Origin of the sequence: Kineococcus sp. R86509 (genome assembly GCF_042466365.1) — a bacterium.
GTDB lineage: Bacteria > Actinomycetota > Actinomycetes > Actinomycetales > Kineococcaceae > Kineococcus.
Genome location: NZ_JAXHCE010000001.1, coordinates 386,762 through 402,511, shown reverse-complemented (window position 1 = coordinate 402,511; position 15,750 = coordinate 386,762). Strand labels below are relative to the sequence as shown.

At 73.5% G+C, this 15,750-nt stretch carries 16 protein-coding genes and 1 riboswitch; of the genes, 15 read left to right on the top strand and 1 reads right to left on the bottom strand.

All coding sequences use genetic code 11. The features are described 5' to 3' along the window. Positions 1-29 precede the first annotated feature (29 nt). The 9 genes from SJY07_RS01955 (at position 30) to SJY07_RS01915 (ending at position 9,242) form a co-directional block, all read left to right on the top strand. A complete protein-coding gene (locus SJY07_RS01955; RefSeq protein ID WP_380156664.1) occupies positions 30-311 on the top strand; it encodes a hypothetical protein in 282 nt (93 codons plus the stop codon). 129 nt (positions 312-440) lie between these two features. Beyond that, positions 441-2,234: an ExeM/NucH family extracellular endonuclease gene (locus tag SJY07_RS01950; RefSeq protein ID WP_380156663.1), complete on the top strand. Its 1,794-nt coding sequence runs from the start codon at positions 441-443 to the stop codon at positions 2,232-2,234. A gap of 156 nt (positions 2,235-2,390) precedes the next feature. Further along, positions 2,391-2,741 carry an integration host factor, actinobacterial type gene (gene mihF / locus SJY07_RS01945; protein ID WP_328295919.1) on the top strand — a complete coding sequence of 117 codons (351 nt, stop codon included), beginning with the start codon at positions 2,391-2,393 and terminating at the stop codon, positions 2,739-2,741. Continuing rightward, positions 2,738-3,325, top strand: a complete 588-nt coding sequence (gmk, locus tag SJY07_RS01940) for a guanylate kinase (RefSeq protein WP_380162099.1) — start codon at positions 2,738-2,740, stop codon at positions 3,323-3,325. Before mihF ends, gmk begins: the two co-directional genes overlap by 4 nt. 34 nt (positions 3,326-3,359) lie before the next feature. Continuing rightward, positions 3,360-3,626, top strand: a complete 267-nt coding sequence (gene rpoZ, locus SJY07_RS01935) for a DNA-directed RNA polymerase subunit omega (protein WP_328295920.1) — start codon at positions 3,360-3,362, stop codon at positions 3,624-3,626. Next, entirely contained in the window at positions 3,623-4,882 is a 1,260-nt protein-coding gene (gene coaBC, locus SJY07_RS01930; RefSeq protein WP_380156660.1) for a bifunctional phosphopantothenoylcysteine decarboxylase/phosphopantothenate--cysteine ligase CoaBC, read from the top strand. Before rpoZ ends, coaBC begins: the two co-directional genes overlap by 4 nt. 26 nt (positions 4,883-4,908) lie before the next feature. Continuing rightward, positions 4,909-6,111 carry a methionine adenosyltransferase gene (gene metK / locus SJY07_RS01925; protein ID WP_380156658.1) on the top strand — a complete coding sequence of 401 codons (1,203 nt, stop codon included), beginning with the start codon at positions 4,909-4,911 and terminating at the stop codon, positions 6,109-6,111. 21 nt (positions 6,112-6,132) lie between these two features. Beyond that, complete coding sequence (locus SJY07_RS01920; protein WP_380156656.1) at positions 6,133-8,193, top strand: primosomal protein N'; 2,061 nt, start codon at positions 6,133-6,135, stop codon at positions 8,191-8,193. A gap of 38 nt (positions 8,194-8,231) precedes the next feature. Continuing rightward, complete coding sequence (locus tag SJY07_RS01915; RefSeq protein WP_328295924.1) at positions 8,232-9,242, top strand: aldo/keto reductase family protein; 1,011 nt, start codon at positions 8,232-8,234, stop codon at positions 9,240-9,242. A 15-nt stretch (positions 9,243-9,257) separates the two neighbouring features. Here the strand turns inward: SJY07_RS01915 and SJY07_RS01910 are convergent, their stop codons facing one another. Continuing rightward, entirely contained in the window at positions 9,258-9,554 is a 297-nt protein-coding gene (locus SJY07_RS01910) for a DUF6458 family protein (RefSeq protein ID WP_328295925.1), read from the bottom strand. A gap of 198 nt (positions 9,555-9,752) precedes the next feature. On the opposite strand from SJY07_RS01910, the gene def reads away from it, so the two are divergent. The 6 genes from def (at position 9,753) to rpe (ending at position 15,384) form a co-directional block, all read left to right on the top strand. After that, positions 9,753-10,298, top strand: coding sequence for a peptide deformylase (def, locus tag SJY07_RS01905; protein WP_380156653.1), 546 nt, complete (start codon positions 9,753-9,755; stop codon positions 10,296-10,298). Then, positions 10,298-11,218: a methionyl-tRNA formyltransferase gene (gene fmt / locus SJY07_RS01900; protein ID WP_380156651.1), complete on the top strand. Its 921-nt coding sequence runs from the start codon at positions 10,298-10,300 to the stop codon at positions 11,216-11,218. The genes def and fmt overlap by 1 nt, the downstream gene beginning before the upstream one ends. Further along, the gene (locus SJY07_RS01895; RefSeq protein WP_380156649.1) at positions 11,215-12,675 is read left to right on the top strand and encodes an RsmB/NOP family class I SAM-dependent RNA methyltransferase; all 1,461 of its coding nucleotides are present in this window, start codon (positions 11,215-11,217) and stop codon (positions 12,673-12,675) included. Before fmt ends, SJY07_RS01895 begins: the two co-directional genes overlap by 4 nt. 62 nt (positions 12,676-12,737) lie before the next feature. Further along, positions 12,738-13,514: an isocitrate lyase/phosphoenolpyruvate mutase family protein gene (locus SJY07_RS01890; RefSeq protein ID WP_380156647.1), complete on the top strand. Its 777-nt coding sequence runs from the start codon at positions 12,738-12,740 to the stop codon at positions 13,512-13,514. An 80-nt stretch (positions 13,515-13,594) separates the two neighbouring features. Continuing rightward, complete coding sequence (locus tag SJY07_RS01885; RefSeq protein ID WP_380156645.1) at positions 13,595-14,635, top strand: alpha-hydroxy acid oxidase; 1,041 nt, start codon at positions 13,595-13,597, stop codon at positions 14,633-14,635. Between the two features lie 83 nt (positions 14,636-14,718). After that, entirely contained in the window at positions 14,719-15,384 is a 666-nt protein-coding gene (rpe, locus tag SJY07_RS01880) for a ribulose-phosphate 3-epimerase (RefSeq protein WP_380156643.1), read from the top strand. 54 nt (positions 15,385-15,438) lie between these two features. Then, positions 15,439-15,567, top strand: a riboswitch (FMN riboswitch). Positions 15,568-15,750: the final 183 nt, after the last annotated feature.

Below are 15,750 nucleotides of genomic sequence, written 5' to 3'. Positions count from 1 at the left end.
CTCCTGCGACACCCCGGCGAGACCTGCTGATGCCCTCGAAGGAGATCGCCCGCGGGCTCGCGGCCCTCACGGTGACGGCCGTCGAGGTCGGTCACGACGAGCTCGAGGCGCGGCGTCAGGTCGGTGCCTTCCTGCGCGGGCTCTCGCTGGACCCGGTGACGATCCTGCGCGAGGCCGTCGCCGCCGTCGCCGAGCTCGCCCCGGCCGAGATGCGGGTCGCGGGCGGCGAACGGCAACTCCTCGCCGCGTTGGAGGCTCGCGCCTGGCTGGAGCGGATGACCGTCGACACCGCGAGCGGCACCCCCCTCTGACCCGTGATCCCGCGGGGAATCCCCGCGAGATCACGGGGCGGGGGAAGGTGTTCACCGTGAGGTGGTTGTGTCGTTGCTGAGAGTGGCTAGGTTGCTCCCGATCACGGAACCGACCGGGGGGACCCACTCATGCGCCGCGCCCGACTGCTGACCGGGGGCGCGCTCGCCCTCGTCCTCGCGAGCCCACTGCTCACCGCCCTGCCCGCCACGGCGACCGGCTGCGCCGCGCCCACGCAGGCCGTCGGTGCCGTCCAGGGGAGCGGTGACGTCAGCCCCCTCGCCGGTCGGACCGTGACGGTGAGCGGGACCGTCGTCGGCGACGTCCCGGGGTTGTCCGGCTTCTACCTCCAGGACGGCGGCGATCGGGACCGCGCGACCTCCGACGGCGTCTTCGTGTACGCGCCGGACGCCGCCGTCGACCTGGGCGACACGGTGACCGCGACCGGCGCGGTGAGCGAGTACTCCGGGCAGACCCAGGTCTCGGCCCGCGGCGGCGTCACCGTCTGCGCCGAGGGGTCGGCGAGGAACCTGCCGAAGGCCGCGAAGCTGGACCTCCCCGCCGACCCCGCCGCCCGGGAGCGCCTCGAGGGCATGCTCGTCGCCCCGGCCGACGCGCTGACGGTCAGCGAGGTCTACGACCTCACCCGGTTCGGGGAGCTGACCCTGTCCGCAGGCGGCCGGCTCGTCCAGCCCACCGAACTGGCCCGCCCGGGCTCGCCCCGCGCGCAGCGCATCGCGACGGACAACGCGAACTCCAGCATCGTCCTCGACGACGCCTCGAGCGCCCGCACCAGCACGACGGCGCGGCCCTACCTCTCGGCCACCACCCCCGTCCGGGTGGGCGACGTCGTGCGGTTCCGCGAACCGCTCGTCCTCGGCCACGGGTTCGACGCCTGGCGGTTGCAGCCCGCCGACGGCACCGCCGACGGGGTGTTCGCGGCCCAGGACACCCGGGAACGCCGCCCCGACCGCGTCGGCGGTGACGTGCAGATCGGGGCCTTCAACGTCCTGAACTACTTCCTGACCTTCACGGGCCCGGACGCGCGGGGGGCCGCGGACCAGGCGGGGCTCGACGCCCAGGCCGCCAAGGTCGTGCCCGCGATCAGGGCCCTCGGGGCCGACGTCGTGACCCTCATGGAGATCGAGGACACCGACTCCACCGGACTCACCCCCGGCAACGCCGACACCGCTCTCGCCGACCTCACGCGCCGGTTGAACGCGGCGGGCGGCGGGCACTGGTCCTACGTCCCGATGCCGGCCGAGCTGTACGGGGTGCAGCGCGACGCGATCCGCAGCGCCATCGTCTACCGCGACGACACCGTCCGGGCACTGGGCGCCCCCGTCGGTCTCGTCGACGAGAGCGTCTGGTCCAACGCCCGCGAACCGCAGGCGCAGACCTTCGTGCAGGTCGGACGGGGGAGGACCGACCGGTTCACCGTGGTGGCGAACCACTTCAAGTCCAAGGGTTCCGGTGACGACGCCGTCGGCGACGACGCCGACTCCGGCGACGGGCAGGGAGCCTGGAACGGCGCCCGGGTGCGCCAGGCCGCGTCGCTGGCCGGGTTCGCGGACCGGTTGCGCCGCAGCACGGGTGACCCCGACATCGTCCTGCTCGGCGACTTCAACTCCTACACGCGGGAGGACCCGATCGAGGAACTGCGTCGCGACGGGTTCACCGACCTGGGCTCGAGGTTCGACGCCGGTCGCTACAGCTACGTCTTCGACGCCCTCTCCGGTTCCCTCGACCACGCGCTGGCCACCCGGGAGCTGACGCGGAAGATCACCGGCGTCGCGCACTGGAACGTCAACTCGGTGGAGTCCTTCGCCTACGAGTACGACGGGGACCCGGCGCTGTACGCGGCGAACCCCTACCGCTCCAGCGACCACGACCCGCTGGTGATCGGCGTCGACCTGGCGCGCTGACGGGGACCCGGCGACCCGTCCCCGGAGCCCGCGGGGACCCCCTCCCGTTGCAGGGCTGTGACCAGGGTGGATAGGTTCAGCCGAACTCCTCCTGGTGTTCGTCCGCTCGACCGGGCGACACCGCAGAAACTCGAGTGGACGACCCGAGGTGACTACGTGGCTCTGCCTCCCCTGACCGCCGAACAGCGCGCCGCTGCGCTGGAGAAGGCGGCTGCCGCCCGCCGGGAACGCGCCGCGGTGAAGCACCGCCTGAAGTACACCGGCGGTGACCTCGAAGAGGTCATCAAGGACGGCCAGGAGAACGAGGTCCTGGGCAAGATGAAGGTCTCCGCGCTGCTGGAGTCGTTGCCGAACGTGGGCAAGGTCCGCGCGAAGCAGATCATGGAGGAGATCGGGATCTCGGAGTCGCGCCGCGTGCGGGGCCTCGGGGCGCACCAGATCGCCGCCCTGGTCGACCGGTTCGGGAACCACCGCTCCCCGGACCACGCCGCCGGGAGCACCTCCTGAACGCTGCGGCCCCGCGCCTGACCGTCCTGGCCGGCCCCACGGCCGTCGGGAAGGGCACCGTCTCCGCCGACCTCCGCGCGCGCTACCCCGAGGTCTGGATCTCGGTGTCGGCGACGACCAGGGCCCAGCGTCCCGGCGAGGTCGACGGGGTGCACTACCACTTCGTCTCCGAGGACGTCTTCGACGGCTACGTGCGCGACGGCGAGCTGCTGGAGTGGGCCCGCGTCCACGGCCGCCACCGCTACGGCACGCCGCGTCGTCCCGTCGCCGACGTGCTGGCCTCCGGTCGCCCGGCGCTGCTGGAGATCGACCTCGCGGGTGCCCGCCAGGTCCGGGAGGCGATCCCCGTCACCGGCCTGAACGCCCAGTTCGTCTTCCTCGCCCCGCCCAGCTGGGACGAACTCGTGCGCCGCCTGGTCGGTCGCGGGACGGAGTCGGAGGAGGAGCGCGAGCGCCGCCTGGCCACCGCGAAGGTCGAACTGGCGGCCGAACCGGAGTTCGACGTGACCATCTACAACGACGACGTGCGCCGGGCGACCGACGAGCTCGTAGGATGCATGGGTCTACCGGTCCACCCCGCGTGATGGACCGGACGCTTTCGAACCGAGGAGAACCATCGTGGCTGGAACCGTCGCAGCGCCCGAGGGCATCACCAACCCGCCCATCGACGACCTGCTGACGGCCGCCGACTCCAAGTACGCCCTGGTCATCTACGCCGCCAAGCGCGCGCGTCAGATCAACGCGTACTACTCCCAGCTGGGCGAGGGCCTGCTGGAGTACGTCGGTCCGCTCGTCGAGACCCACGTGCAGGAGAAGGCGCTGTCCGTCGCCATGCGTGAGATCAACGAGGGTCTGCTGACGTCGGAGCCGATCGAGCAGCAGTGAGCACCACCCGTGGCCCCGGGAACGGCCCGCGCGTCGTCCTCGGGGTCGCGGGGGGCATCGCCGCGTACAAGGCGGCGCTGCTGCTGCGTGAGCTGACCGAGTCCGGGCACGACGTGACCGTCGTGCCCACCGCGGCTTCCGAGCACTTCGTCGGGCGCGCGACGTGGGAGGCGTTGTCGGGGAAGCCGGTCGCCACCGACGTCTGGAGCCACGCCGACGAGGTCCCGCACGTCCGGCTGGGCCGGCACGCGGACCTGGTGGTCGTCGCCCCGGCGACCGCCGACCTGCTGGGTCGGGCGGCGCACGGCCTCGCCGACGACCTGCTGACCAACGTGCTGCTGACGGCGACCTGCCCGGTGCTGCTGGCCCCGGCGATGCACACCGAGATGTGGCTCAACCCGGCCGTCCAGGCCAACGTCGCGCTGCTGCGCTCGCGCGGGACCACCGTGCTGGAGCCGGCCTCCGGGCGGCTCACCGGTGCCGACACCGGGCCCGGGCGCATGCCCGAACCCGCCGACATCGCCGCCGCCTGCCGCCGTCTGCTGGCCTCCGGTGCGCGGTCCTACGACCTCGCGGGGCGACGGGTCGTCGTCTCCGCGGGCGGGACCCGCGAACCGCTGGACCCGGTGCGCTTCCTCGGCAACCGCTCCTCGGGTCGCCAGGGGGTCGCGCTCGCCGCGGCCGCCGCCGCGCGGGGCGCGGTCGTGACCCTCGTCGCCGCGCACGTCGAGGTCCCCGACCCCTCCGGCGTCGAGGTCGTCCACGTCGCGACGGCCGCCGAGCTGGGGGAGACCGTCCGGGCGCTCGCCGCCTCCGCCGACGTCGTCGTGATGGCCGCGGCCGTCGCCGACTTCCGCCCCGCGACCCGTGCCGGCAACAAGATCAAGAAGTCCGAGGACCCGGCCCGCGACCCGGTCGTGGTGCTCGAACGCACCGACGACGTCCTCGCCGGGCTGGTCCGCGAGCGCGCCGGCGCCGCACCCGTGATCGTCGGGTTCGCCGCCGAGACGGGCGACGAGTCCGGCACCGTCCTCGAGCACGGCCGGGCGAAGCTGGCCCGCAAGGGCTGCGACCTGCTGGTGCTGAACGAGGTGGGGGAGGCGAAGGGCTTCGCGACCCCCACGAACGCCGTCACGATCCTCGGTGCCGACGGTTCCGAGCGCGAGGTGGCCGAGGCGAGCAAGGACGTCGTGGCCGACGCGGTGTGGGACGCCGTGGTGCCTATGCTGACGTCCGCCGTCACACTGACGACGTGAAGGACCCGTTTGGAGACTGGAGCCCCGTGACGACCCCGCTTCGCCTGTTCACGTCCGAGTCGGTCACCGAGGGCCACCCGGACAAGATCTGCGACCAGATCTCCGACGGGATCCTCGACGCGCTGCTGGCCCAGGACCCCAGGAGCCGGGTCGCGGTCGAGACGATGGTCACGACCGGCCTCGTGCACGTGGCCGGTGAGGTCACCACCGAGGCCTACGCCGACATCCCCACGATCGTGCGCCGGACGTTGCTGGACATCGGTTACGACTCCTCGGCGAAGGGTTTCGACGGCCGCACCTGCGGCGTCGAGGTCTCGATCGGTTCGCAGTCCCCGGACATCGCCCAGGGCGTCGACTCGGCGTGGGAGAACCGCCAGGACGGCGGCGGGGGAGACCCCCTCGACCTGCAGGGCGCCGGTGACCAGGGCCTGATGTTCGGCTACGCCTGCGACGAGACCCCCGAGCTCATGCCACTGCCGATCCACCTGGCCCACCAGCTCTCCCAGCGGCTCTCGCAGGTGCGCAAGAAGGGGGAGATCCCCTACCTGCGTCCCGACGGCAAGACCCAGGTGACGGTCGGCTACGACGGCGACAAGGCCGTCCGCCTCGACACCGTCGTGCTCTCCACCCAGCACGAGCCGGACGTGGACCTGATCAAGACGCTGACCCCGGACGTGCGCCGCTTCGTCATCGAACCCGTGCTGGAGGGTCTCGACCTCGACACCTCCGACATCCGCCTGCTGGTGAACCCGACGGGCCGCTTCGAGATCGGCGGCCCGATGGGCGACGCCGGTCTCACCGGCCGCAAGATCATCGTCGACACCTACGGGGGCATGTCCCGCCACGGCGGCGGTGCGTTCTCCGGCAAGGACCCCTCGAAGGTCGACCGCTCCGCCGCGTACGCCATGCGCTGGGTCGCGAAGAACGTCGTCGCGGCTGGTCTCGCGACCCGCTGCGAGGTCCAGGTCGCCTACGCCATCGGCAAGGCGCAGCCCGTCGGGCTCTACGTGGAGACGTTCGGCACCGAGAAGGTCGCCCGCGCCCGCATCGAGTCCGCCATCCGCGACGTGTTCGACCTGCGTCCCGCCGCCATCGTGCGCGACCTGCAGCTCCTGCAGCCGATCTACGCCCAGACGGCCGCCTACGGCCACTTCGGCCGGGAACTGCCCGGGTTCACCTGGGAGCGCACCGACCGGGTCGAGCAGCTGCGCGCCGCGACGGGTGCCTGACCCTCACCTTGCCCGCTGATCGTGTCCGCTGACGACGACGCTCAGCCCGCGCTCGACGGGCTGGGCGTCCCCGCGGTCGCTCCGAGGAAGAAGAAGCCGACCGCGAGGAAGAAGGCCCTCGAGGGGGTCGCGGAGACCGACCCGGTCGCGCGGATCCTGGTGAGTTCGCAACTGCCGCACCTGGACCGGCCCTTCGACTACCTCGTCCCCGCGTCGATGGAGAACACCGCCGAACCGGGACGCCTGGTCCGCGTCCCGTTCGCCGGCACCGACGCCGAGGGCTACGTGCTGGAACGGCTCGCCGAGAGCGAGCACCCGGGCCGCCTCGCCCGGCTGCGGCGCGTGGTCTCGGGCGTGCCGGTCCTCACGCCCTCCACGCTGGAACTGTGCCGACGCGTCGCCGCGGAGTACGCGGGAACGCTGTCCGACGTGGTCCGCCTCGCCGTCCCCGGCCGGCACGCCGCCGCCGAGGAGTCGGTGCTGAGCGCCGACTCCGTCGTGCACGGACCCGTCCTGCTGGGGGAGGACCTGCACGGGTGGGAACGCCACAGCGCCGGACCCGCCTTCCTCGCCCACGTCCGCGGCGGCGGATCGCCGCGGGCCGTCGCCACCTTCGCGCCGGGGACGGACCCGTTCGCGGCGCTCGCGGTCGCCGCGCGCGCGACGCTGGCGTCGGGGCGGACGGCGCTGCTCGTCGTGCCCGACCACCGCGACCTCGACCGGTTGTCGCAGGCGCTGGAGCGCATCGTCCCGGAGGGGCACGTCCGCCTCGAGGCCGACGCGGGACCCTCGCCGCGCTACCGGGCCTTCCTGCAGGCCCTCACCGGCCGCACGCGGATCGTCGCGGGCACCCGGGCCGCGGTGTTCGCCCCGCTGCCCAACCTGGGGCTCATCGCGGTCCTCGACGACGGCGACGACTCCCACGCCGACCAGCGCGCCCCCTACCCCCACGTCCGCGAGGTCACGGTGCTGCGCGCGGAGCAGACCGGCGCCGCCGCGCTGTTCGCGGGCCGGACCCGCACCGCCGAGACGCAGTTGCTGCTGGAGTCCGGCTGGGCGCGTCCCGTCCTCGCCTCCCGCGACACCGTCCGCTCCACCTCGCCGCGCATCTCCGTCGCCGGGACCAGCGGCTTCGACGCCCAGGACCCGCTGGCGGCGGCGGCGCGACTGCCCTCCGACGGGTGGCGGGTGCTGCGCGACGCCGTCCGGCGCGGGCCGGTGCTCGTCCAGGTCCCGCGCACCGGCTACGTCCCCACGCTGGCCTGCCAGACGTGTCGCGACCCGGCCCGGTGCACGTCCTGCCACGGCCCGCTCGCCGTCACCGACGCGGGGGAGCGCGCCTCGTGCCGCTGGTGCGGCCGGCCGGCGACGGACTGGGTGTGCCCGAACTGCGGTGACGGCCGGTTCCGGGCCGTGGTCACCGGGGCCCGTCGCACCGCCGAGGAGCTCGGCCGGGCCTTCCCGGGCGTCGACGTCCGCACCTCGGGCGGCTCGCAGGTCCTGGACACCGTGCCGGACAAGCCGTCGCTGGTGATCTCGACGCCGGGCGCCGAACCGGTCGTGGCGACCGGGTACGCCGCGGCGCTGCTGCTGGACGGGTGGGCCCTGCTGGCCCGTCCGGACCTGCGCGCGCAGGAGGAGGCGTTCCGGCGCTGGACGAGCGCCGCGTCCCTGGTCCGTCCCGCCGCCGAGGGTGGGGCGGTCGTGGTCGTCGCCGACCCCCAGGCCGCGGCGGTGCAGGCCCTCGTGCGCTGGGACCCGGCGGGCTTCGCCGAACGGGAACTGGCCCAGCGCCGCGAGCTCGACCTGCCCCCGGCGGCGCGCTTCGCCGGTCTCATCGGGGTCGCCGCCGACGTCGAGGACTTCGTGCAGGCGCTGCCCGAGCTGCCCGGGGTGCGGGTGCTCGGACCCCTGCCCGTGCCGGACCGGCCCGGTCACGCGCCGATGGTCCGCAGCGTCGTGCGCGTGCCGCGGACGGAGTCGGCCGCGCTGTCGGCCGCGGTGAAGAACGTCACCGCTGGTCGCAGCGTCCGCAAGCTGCCCCTGGTGCGGGTCCGCGTGGACCCCCTCCAGATCGGCTGACCGCGCGCCATCGCCCCAGCGGGTGAAGGATCACGCCCGTGGACTTCCGACACCTCGGCCGCTCCGGCCTGAAGATCAGCGAGATCACCTACGGCAACTGGCTCACCCACGGGTCCCAGGTCGAGAACGAGGCGGCGATCGCGTGCGTGCACGCCGCCCTCGACGCGGGGATCACCACCTTCGACACCGCCGACGTCTACGCCAACACCGTCGCCGAGACCGTCCTCGGGCAGGCGCTGAAGGGGCAGCGACGGGAATCCCTGGAGATCCTCACCAAGGTCTTCGGCCCCATCGGCCCCAAGCAGCACAACGACACCGGGCTCTCCCGCAAGCACGTGATGGAGGCCTGCGAAGGGTCGCTGCGCCGCCTCGGGACCGACCACATCGACCTCTACCAGGCGCACCGCTACGACTACGCGACGCCGCTGGAGGAGACGATGCAGGCCTTCGCCGACCTCGTGCGGCAGGGGAAGGTCCTCTACGTCGGGGTCAGCGAGTGGACCGCCGAGCAGCTGCGCGCCGGCGTCGAACTGGCCGGGAAGCTCGGCTTCCAGCTCATCTCCAACCAGCCGCAGTACTCGATGCTGTGGCGGGTCATCGAGGAGGAGGTCGTCCCGACCTCGAAGGAACTCGGTGTGTCCCAGGTGGTCTGGTCGCCCATCGCGCAGGGCGTCCTGACCGGCAAGTACGTCCCGGGCGGCAAGCTGCCCGAGGGCTCGCGCGCCACCGACACCAAGGGCGGCGCGGACATGATCAAGCGGTTCATGCGCGACGACGTCCTGTCCCGGGTGCAGGAGCTCAAGCCCATCGCGGCGGAACTCGACCTCTCAATGGCGCAGCTCGCCGTCGCGTGGGTCCTGCAGAACGAGAACGTGGCGACCGCGATCATCGGGGCCTCGCGCCCGGAGCAGGTGCACGACAACGCCGGGGCGGCCGGGAAGACGATCCCGCCCGAGGTGCTGAGCCGCATCGACGCCGTCCTCGGCGACGTCGTCGAGCGCGATCCGGCCAAGACCCACGAGTCCTCGCCCAAGCAGCGCGAGGTCTGATCCCCGCGCCCGGGCTCAGGACTCCTGGTGGGGGCGCTGGACCGGGGTGAACGCGCGGGTGTCCCAAGAGGACCACGAGGTCTGCGGGGTCCGGGCGACGGGGCGGGTGGAGGCCAGGCGCAGCTCGGCCTCCACCCGTGCCGCCCGGGCGCGCGGGCGCACCACGGCGAGGTCGACGAAGGCGCCGACCACGGCCACGAGCATGAGGATCCACCCCACCGTCGCCACGTCGACGACGTCGAGGTCGACGTGCACGGCGAAGGCGAGGATCGCGCCGATCGTGAGCAGACAGCAACTGTTTCCGGTTCGCACGACCCCACCCTCCGCGGTCGCGGCCGGGAAAGCCGCCCCGGCTCACCCGCCCGCCGCAGGAGGGTCCCTCCCTGGGCGGCAGTGGCAGCACGCAGAGCCACCGGTCACGACGGAGCGTGGCTGCGCGTCGTCGTCGACGGTCACCACCGGCCCGTAGACTCGACGCCGCACCCAGCCGTTCCACTTCCAGGGAGCCTCGTGGCGATCCAGCCCATCCGACTCTTCGGGGACCCCGTCCTCCGCCAGCGCGCGAAGGAGGTCACCACCTTCGACAAGGAGCTGCGGCAGCTCGTCAAGGACCTCGAGGAGACGATGCTCGCCGCCCCCGGGGCGGGGCTCGCCGCCCCGCAGCTCGGGGTGTCGCTGCGCGTGTTCACCTACAACGCCGACGACGAGATCGGGCACCTCATCAACCCCGTCCTCGACCTCTCCGAGGAGTGCCAGGAGGGTGACGAGGGCTGCCTCTCGTTCCCCGGGATCGTCGCCGACACCCGGCGTTCCCTGCACGTGGTGGCCAAGGGCTTCGACATGCACGGTGAACCGGTCACGATCTCCGGCTCGGAGTTCAAGGCGCGGGCCATCCAGCACGAGACCGACCACCTCGACGGCATCCTCTTCATCGACCGCCTCGACAAACCGCAGCGCAAGCTGGCGTTGAAGGCCGTGCGCGAGGCCGAGTGGCTGGGCCTGGAGACCCCCCAGATCAAGGTCTCCCCGCACGACACCTTCGGTCAGGCGAGGTAGTGCGCCTCGTCGTCGCCGGAACCCCCGACGTCGCCGTCCCCGCCCTCGACGCGCTGCTCGCCAGCCGGCACGAGGTCGTCGCCGTCCTCACTCGTCCCGACGCGGCCGCTGGTCGCGGCCGTCGCCACGCCGCCTCGCCCGTGGCGCTGCGGGCCCGCGAGGCCGGACTCCCGCTCCTGCAACCGGTGAAGCCGCGCGGTGAGGAGTTCCTGGCCCAGCTGCGCGAGCTGGCGCCGGACGCCTGCCCGGTCGTCGCCTACGGGGCCCTGGTGCCGCGCGCGGCGCTGGACGTCCCGCGCTTCGGCTGGCTGAACCTGCACTTCTCGCTGCTGCCCGCCTGGCGCGGAGCGGCGCCCGTGCAGCGTGCGGTGATGAACGGTGACGACGTCAGCGGCGCCTGCGTCTTCCAGCTCGAGGAGGGGCTGGACACCGGTCCGGTCTACGCCTCGTTCGCGGATCCCGTCGGCCCGACCGACACGTCGGGGGACCTGCTGTCCCGGTTCGCGGTGCGCGGGGCCGCGTTGCTGGTCGGCGTGCTCGACGAGATCGAGGACGGCACCGCCCACGCCGTCCCGCAGCCCGCTGAAGGGGTGTCGCTGGCGCCGAAGATCAGCGTCGAGGAGGCCCGGATCGACTGGACGGCGAGCGCCGTCGAGATCGACCGCCGGGTCCGCGGCTGCACCCCCGAACCGGGCGCGTGGACGACGTTCCGCGGCGAACGCGTCAAGGTCGGCCCGCTCGTCCCGGGCCCGGAGGACGTACCCGCGGGGCGCATCGTGGTGGAGAGGAAACGGGTCCTGGTGGGTTCTGCCCAGGGCTGCGTGGCGCTGGGCACCGTCCAGCCCGCGGGCAAGAAGGCGATGAACGCGACCGACTGGGCGCGTGGGATCCGGCCGGAGCCGGAAGAGGAGTTCTCGTGACCGGACCGAAACTGGGAACAGGTCAGCAGCGGACCCCGCGCACCGGGGTCAAGCAGGACCGCTTCACCCGCGTCGACGAGTCGCGCAAGGTCGCCTACGAGGTGCTGCGCGCGGTGTCCGGGGACGACGCCTACGCCAACCTCGTGCTGCCGAAGCTGTTGCGCGCCAGGAAGTTGAACGGCCGCGACGCCGCGTTCGCGACGGAACTCGCCTACGGCGTCCTGCGCGGTCAGGGCACCTACGACGCGCTGCTCGCCACGCTCGTCGACCGCCCCTTCGCCGAGCTCGACGCCGGGGTCCTGGACATCCTGCGGATGGGCCTGCACCAGCTGCTGGCCATGCGGGTCCCCGACCACGCCGCCGTCGCGACCTCCGTCGCCCTCGCGCGCAACGTCGTCGGTGGGGGGCCGTCCGGCCTGATCAACGCGGTGCTGCGCAGCGCCGCCGGCCGTGACCTCGACGCCTGGATCGCGGAGGTCGCGAGCACCGGCCACGAGGACGACGACCTCGCGCTGCGCTACTCCCACCCGCAGTGGATCGTGCGCAGCCTGCGCGAGGCGTTGAAGGCGCACGGGCACGAGGCGGGCGAGCTGGAGGACCTGCTCACCGCCGACAACACCCCCGCCCAGGTCGCCGTGGCCGCCCTGCCGGGGTTGTCCGAACCCGAGGACCTCGTGGGGAAGGCGTCCTTCCTCGAGGTCGTCCCCGGCCGCTGGGCGCCGACGGCGGTCCAGCTCGTGCACGGCGACCCGGGCAAGTTGCCCTCGGTGCGTGGTGGACGGGCCCGGGTGCAGGACGAGGGGTCGCAGATCGTCGCCCTGGTGCTCGCCGCCGCGGACGTCGAGGGTCGCGACGAGCGCTGGCTCGACCTGTGCGCCGGGCCGGGCGGCAAGGCGGCCCTGCTGGCCGCGACGGCCGCCGGGCGGGGAGCCTCGCTGACCACGGTCGAGCTCGCCCCGCACCGGGCCGACCTGGTGCGCCAGGCCCTCACCGCGATCCCCGGCGCGGTCGAGGTCCGGGTCGGTGACGGGCGCACCGTCGGGGCCGAGGAACCCGCGAGCTACGACCGGGTGCTCGTCGACGCGCCCTGCACGGGCCTCGGGGCCCTGCGCCGCCGCCCGGAGGCGCGGTGGCGTCGCACGCCCGCGGACCTCGGCGAGCTCGGTCCGCTGCAGCGGGAACTACTGGCCTCGGCGCTGGACGCGGTCCGTCCCGGCGGGGTCGTCGCCTACGCGACGTGCTCGCCGGTGCTGAGCGAGACCCGCCTCGTCGTCGACGACGCGGTGAAGGCCGCGAAGAAGCGCGGGGTCCTCGTCGAACGGGTGGACACCCCCGCCGTCCTCGAGCGGGTCGTCCCCGGGATGCCTTCCGCTGCAGCGGGTCAGGCCGTGCAGTTGTGGCCGCACACGCACGGGACGGACGCCATGCACGTCGCGCTGCTGCGCCGCGTGGGCTGATCCCACCCGACGGGGGGCGGGGCCGGTGCGCCCGGGCGGCGGGGGCGTGGGAGGTTTCGGGGGTGAACTCCGCCGAGAAAGCCGCACGACTGCGGCAGCTGCACGCCGACCCCGAACTCCTCGTCCTGGTCAACGTCTGGGACGCGGTCTCCGCCACCGTCGTCGCGGGTGAACCGCAGACGAAGGCGCTGGCCACCGCCGGCCACTCCATCGCCGCCACCTTCGGCTACGGCGACGGCGAGCAGATCCCGCTCGACCTCGCGCTCTCGCTCGTCGAGCGCATCGTCGTCGCCGCCGGTGACCTGCCCGTCTCCGCCGACCTCGACGGCGGCTACGGCAACGCGGGGGAGACCGTCCGCAAGGCCATCGGCGTGGGCGTCGTCGGCGCCAACGTCGAGGACCAGCTGCGACCGCTGGCCGACTCCGTCGCCAACGTCGAGGCGATCATCGCCGCCGGTGAGGCCGAGGGTGTCCCGTTCGTCCTCAACGCCCGCACCGACGCGTTCGCCAAGGGCGGCGACCGACCCGCCGACGTCGTCCTGGCCGACGCCATCGAACGCGGCCGGGCCTACCTCGCCGCCGGGGCCACCACCGTCTTCGTGCCCGGCATGCTCGACGAGGACACCGTGACCCGGCTCGTGGGTGCCTTCGGCCCGCAGAAGCTGTCGGTCATCGGCTTCCCGAGCCTGCCGGACCAGGCCCGCCTCGCGGAGCTGGGCGTCGCACGCATCACCTACGGTCCGCTGACCCAGCGGGTCGCGCTGACCGCCCTGCAGGACGCGGCCCGCGGGATCTACGCCGGTGGCGGCATCCCCGAGGGCACCCGACCGCTGAACTAGTGACGCCGAACCGGTGACTTCGCTCCCGGATCGCCGGGAGCGGTCACACCCGTGAGCGCCGGTGGGTGAGGATGAGTTCCGTGACCTGGATCGAAGACCTCGCCCACCGCGCCGACGCCGTGCTGCCGGACTACGTGTCGGAGTACTACCACTCCTACGCCGGCGACGGTTCCTGCGGACGCGAGGGGATCGCCGACTGGAACGCGCTGCGGCTGCGGCCCAGCGTCCTGCGCGACGCGTCGATCCAGAGCACCGCCACCCAGGTCCTCGGGACGCCGGTCGCGGCCCCGATCCTGGTGGCCCCCATGGCCCAGCAGGTCGGTGCCCGCCCCGAGGGCGAGGTGCTGACCGCCCAGGGGGCGGCCAAGGCCGGGACCCTGCTCGGGGTCTCCACCAACACCGGCGCGACGTTCTCCGACATCGCCGCCCAGGGCGCGCCCTGGTGGTACCAGGTCTACGTCGCGCGCAACCGCGAGGCGACGCGCCTGCTCGTCCAGCGCGCCGCCGAGGCCGGGGCCGGGGCCCTCATCCTCACCGTCGACACCACCCCGATCGGCCGGGAGATCCCCGCGATCGACCCGCGCAACTGGCCCGCCGGCCCGCGCAAGAACCGCACCGCGAACCTCACCGCCGACGAGCTCGACCGCTTCGGCGCCGACACCGACATGGCCCTCGACCTGACCCCCGACACCATCGGCTGGCTCGCCGAGACCTCGGGCCTCCCGGTGCTCTGCAAGGGCGTGCTGACCGCCCGCGACGCCCGCCGCTGCGTCGACGCCGGGGCCGACGGGATCATCGTCTCCACCCACGGCGGTCGCCGCCTCGGCAACTCCGTCACCTCCGCGTACGCGCTGCCCGAGATCCTCGCCGAGGTGGGGTCCGAGGCCGAGGTGCACGTCGACTCCGGCATCCGCGGCGGAGCCCAGGCCGCGGCGGCGATCGCCCTGGGTGCCAAGGCCGTCCACATCGGCCGCCCGGTCATGTGGGGTCTGGCCGCCGATGGGGCCGACGGGGTCGCCGCGGTGCTCGCGACCTACCAGGCGGAGTTCGTCACCACCCTGCGTCAGATGGGCATCGGCTCCGTCCACGACCTCGCGCCGCGCGACGTCGTCGTCCGCTGACGCGGGGGGATCGTTGCCTCCCCGGTCCCGCTGGACGACACCGGGGAGGCAACGATCCCGAGCGCGACGGCTACCCTCGGCGGGTGTCGAGCACCGTGCAGATCAACCCCAGCATCCTGTCCGCGGACTTCGCCAACCTCGAGGCGGAACTGCAGCGGATCTCCACCGCCGACGCGGCCCACGTCGACGTCATGGACGGCCACTTCGTGCCCAACCTGACGCTCGGGCTGCCCATCGTCGAAGCGCTGCAACGGGTCTCGCCGGTCCCGCTGGACTGCCACCTGATGATCGAGGCCCCGGACCGCTGGGCACCGGCCTACGCCGAGGCCGGCGCGGCGGGGGTCACCTTCCACGCCGAGGCCGCGATCGCCCCCGTGAAGCTGGCCCGCGAGATCCGCGCGGCGGGCGGTCGCGCGGGGATCGCGCTGCGGCCCTCGACGCCGATCGAGCCCTTCGTCGACCTCCTCGGCGAGTTCGACATGATCCTCGTCATGACCGTCGAACCCGGCTTCGGCGGGCAGAGCTTCCTCGACGTCACCCTGCCGAAGGTCCGCCGCGCGCGGGCCGCGATCGGTGACCTCGACGTCCGGCTGCAGGTCGACGGCGGGGTCTCCGCGGACACGATCGAACGGGCCGCCGACGCCGGCGCCGACGTCTTCGTCGCCGGGTCCGCGGTCTACGGGGCGCAGGACGCGGCCGCCGCGATCGGGACCCTCAGGAACCTCGCCGCCGGGGCCTGCAGGCACTGACCGGGTGCGCGTGGCACACTGCCGCCAGCAGTACCAACAGCTAGACCGCACGACACGCGTGCTCCGGGGTCGGTGGAAGTCCGAGCCGGCGGTGACAGTCCGCGAGCCCCTGCTTCGGCAGGTGGTTGATCCGGTGGAACTCCGGGGCCGACGGTGAGAGTCCGGATGGGAGGCAGCGCGCGGTGTCGTCGGTGCGAGCCGTCGTCGCCGTCCTCTGCTGACGCGCGTGCCGGTCCCTCCGACGACGCCCGAGTCGACGGTCCGCTGCGGTGCACCCCTCCGGGGCTGCGCCGTCGCCGACCCGTCGTCGCCCCCCTGTGTGCACCCCTCCGGGGTCCGTTCGTCGGACCGTCCGAGAGGCAGGAA

Coding starts and splice junctions, on each gene's coding strand:
- SJY07_RS01950 (WP_380156663.1), top strand. CDS start 441: ATGCGCCGCGCCCGACTGCTGACCGGGGGCGCGCTCGCCCTCGTCCTC.
- SJY07_RS01955 (WP_380156664.1), top strand. CDS start 30: ATGCCCTCGAAGGAGATCGCCCGCGGGCTCGCGGCCCTCACGGTGACG.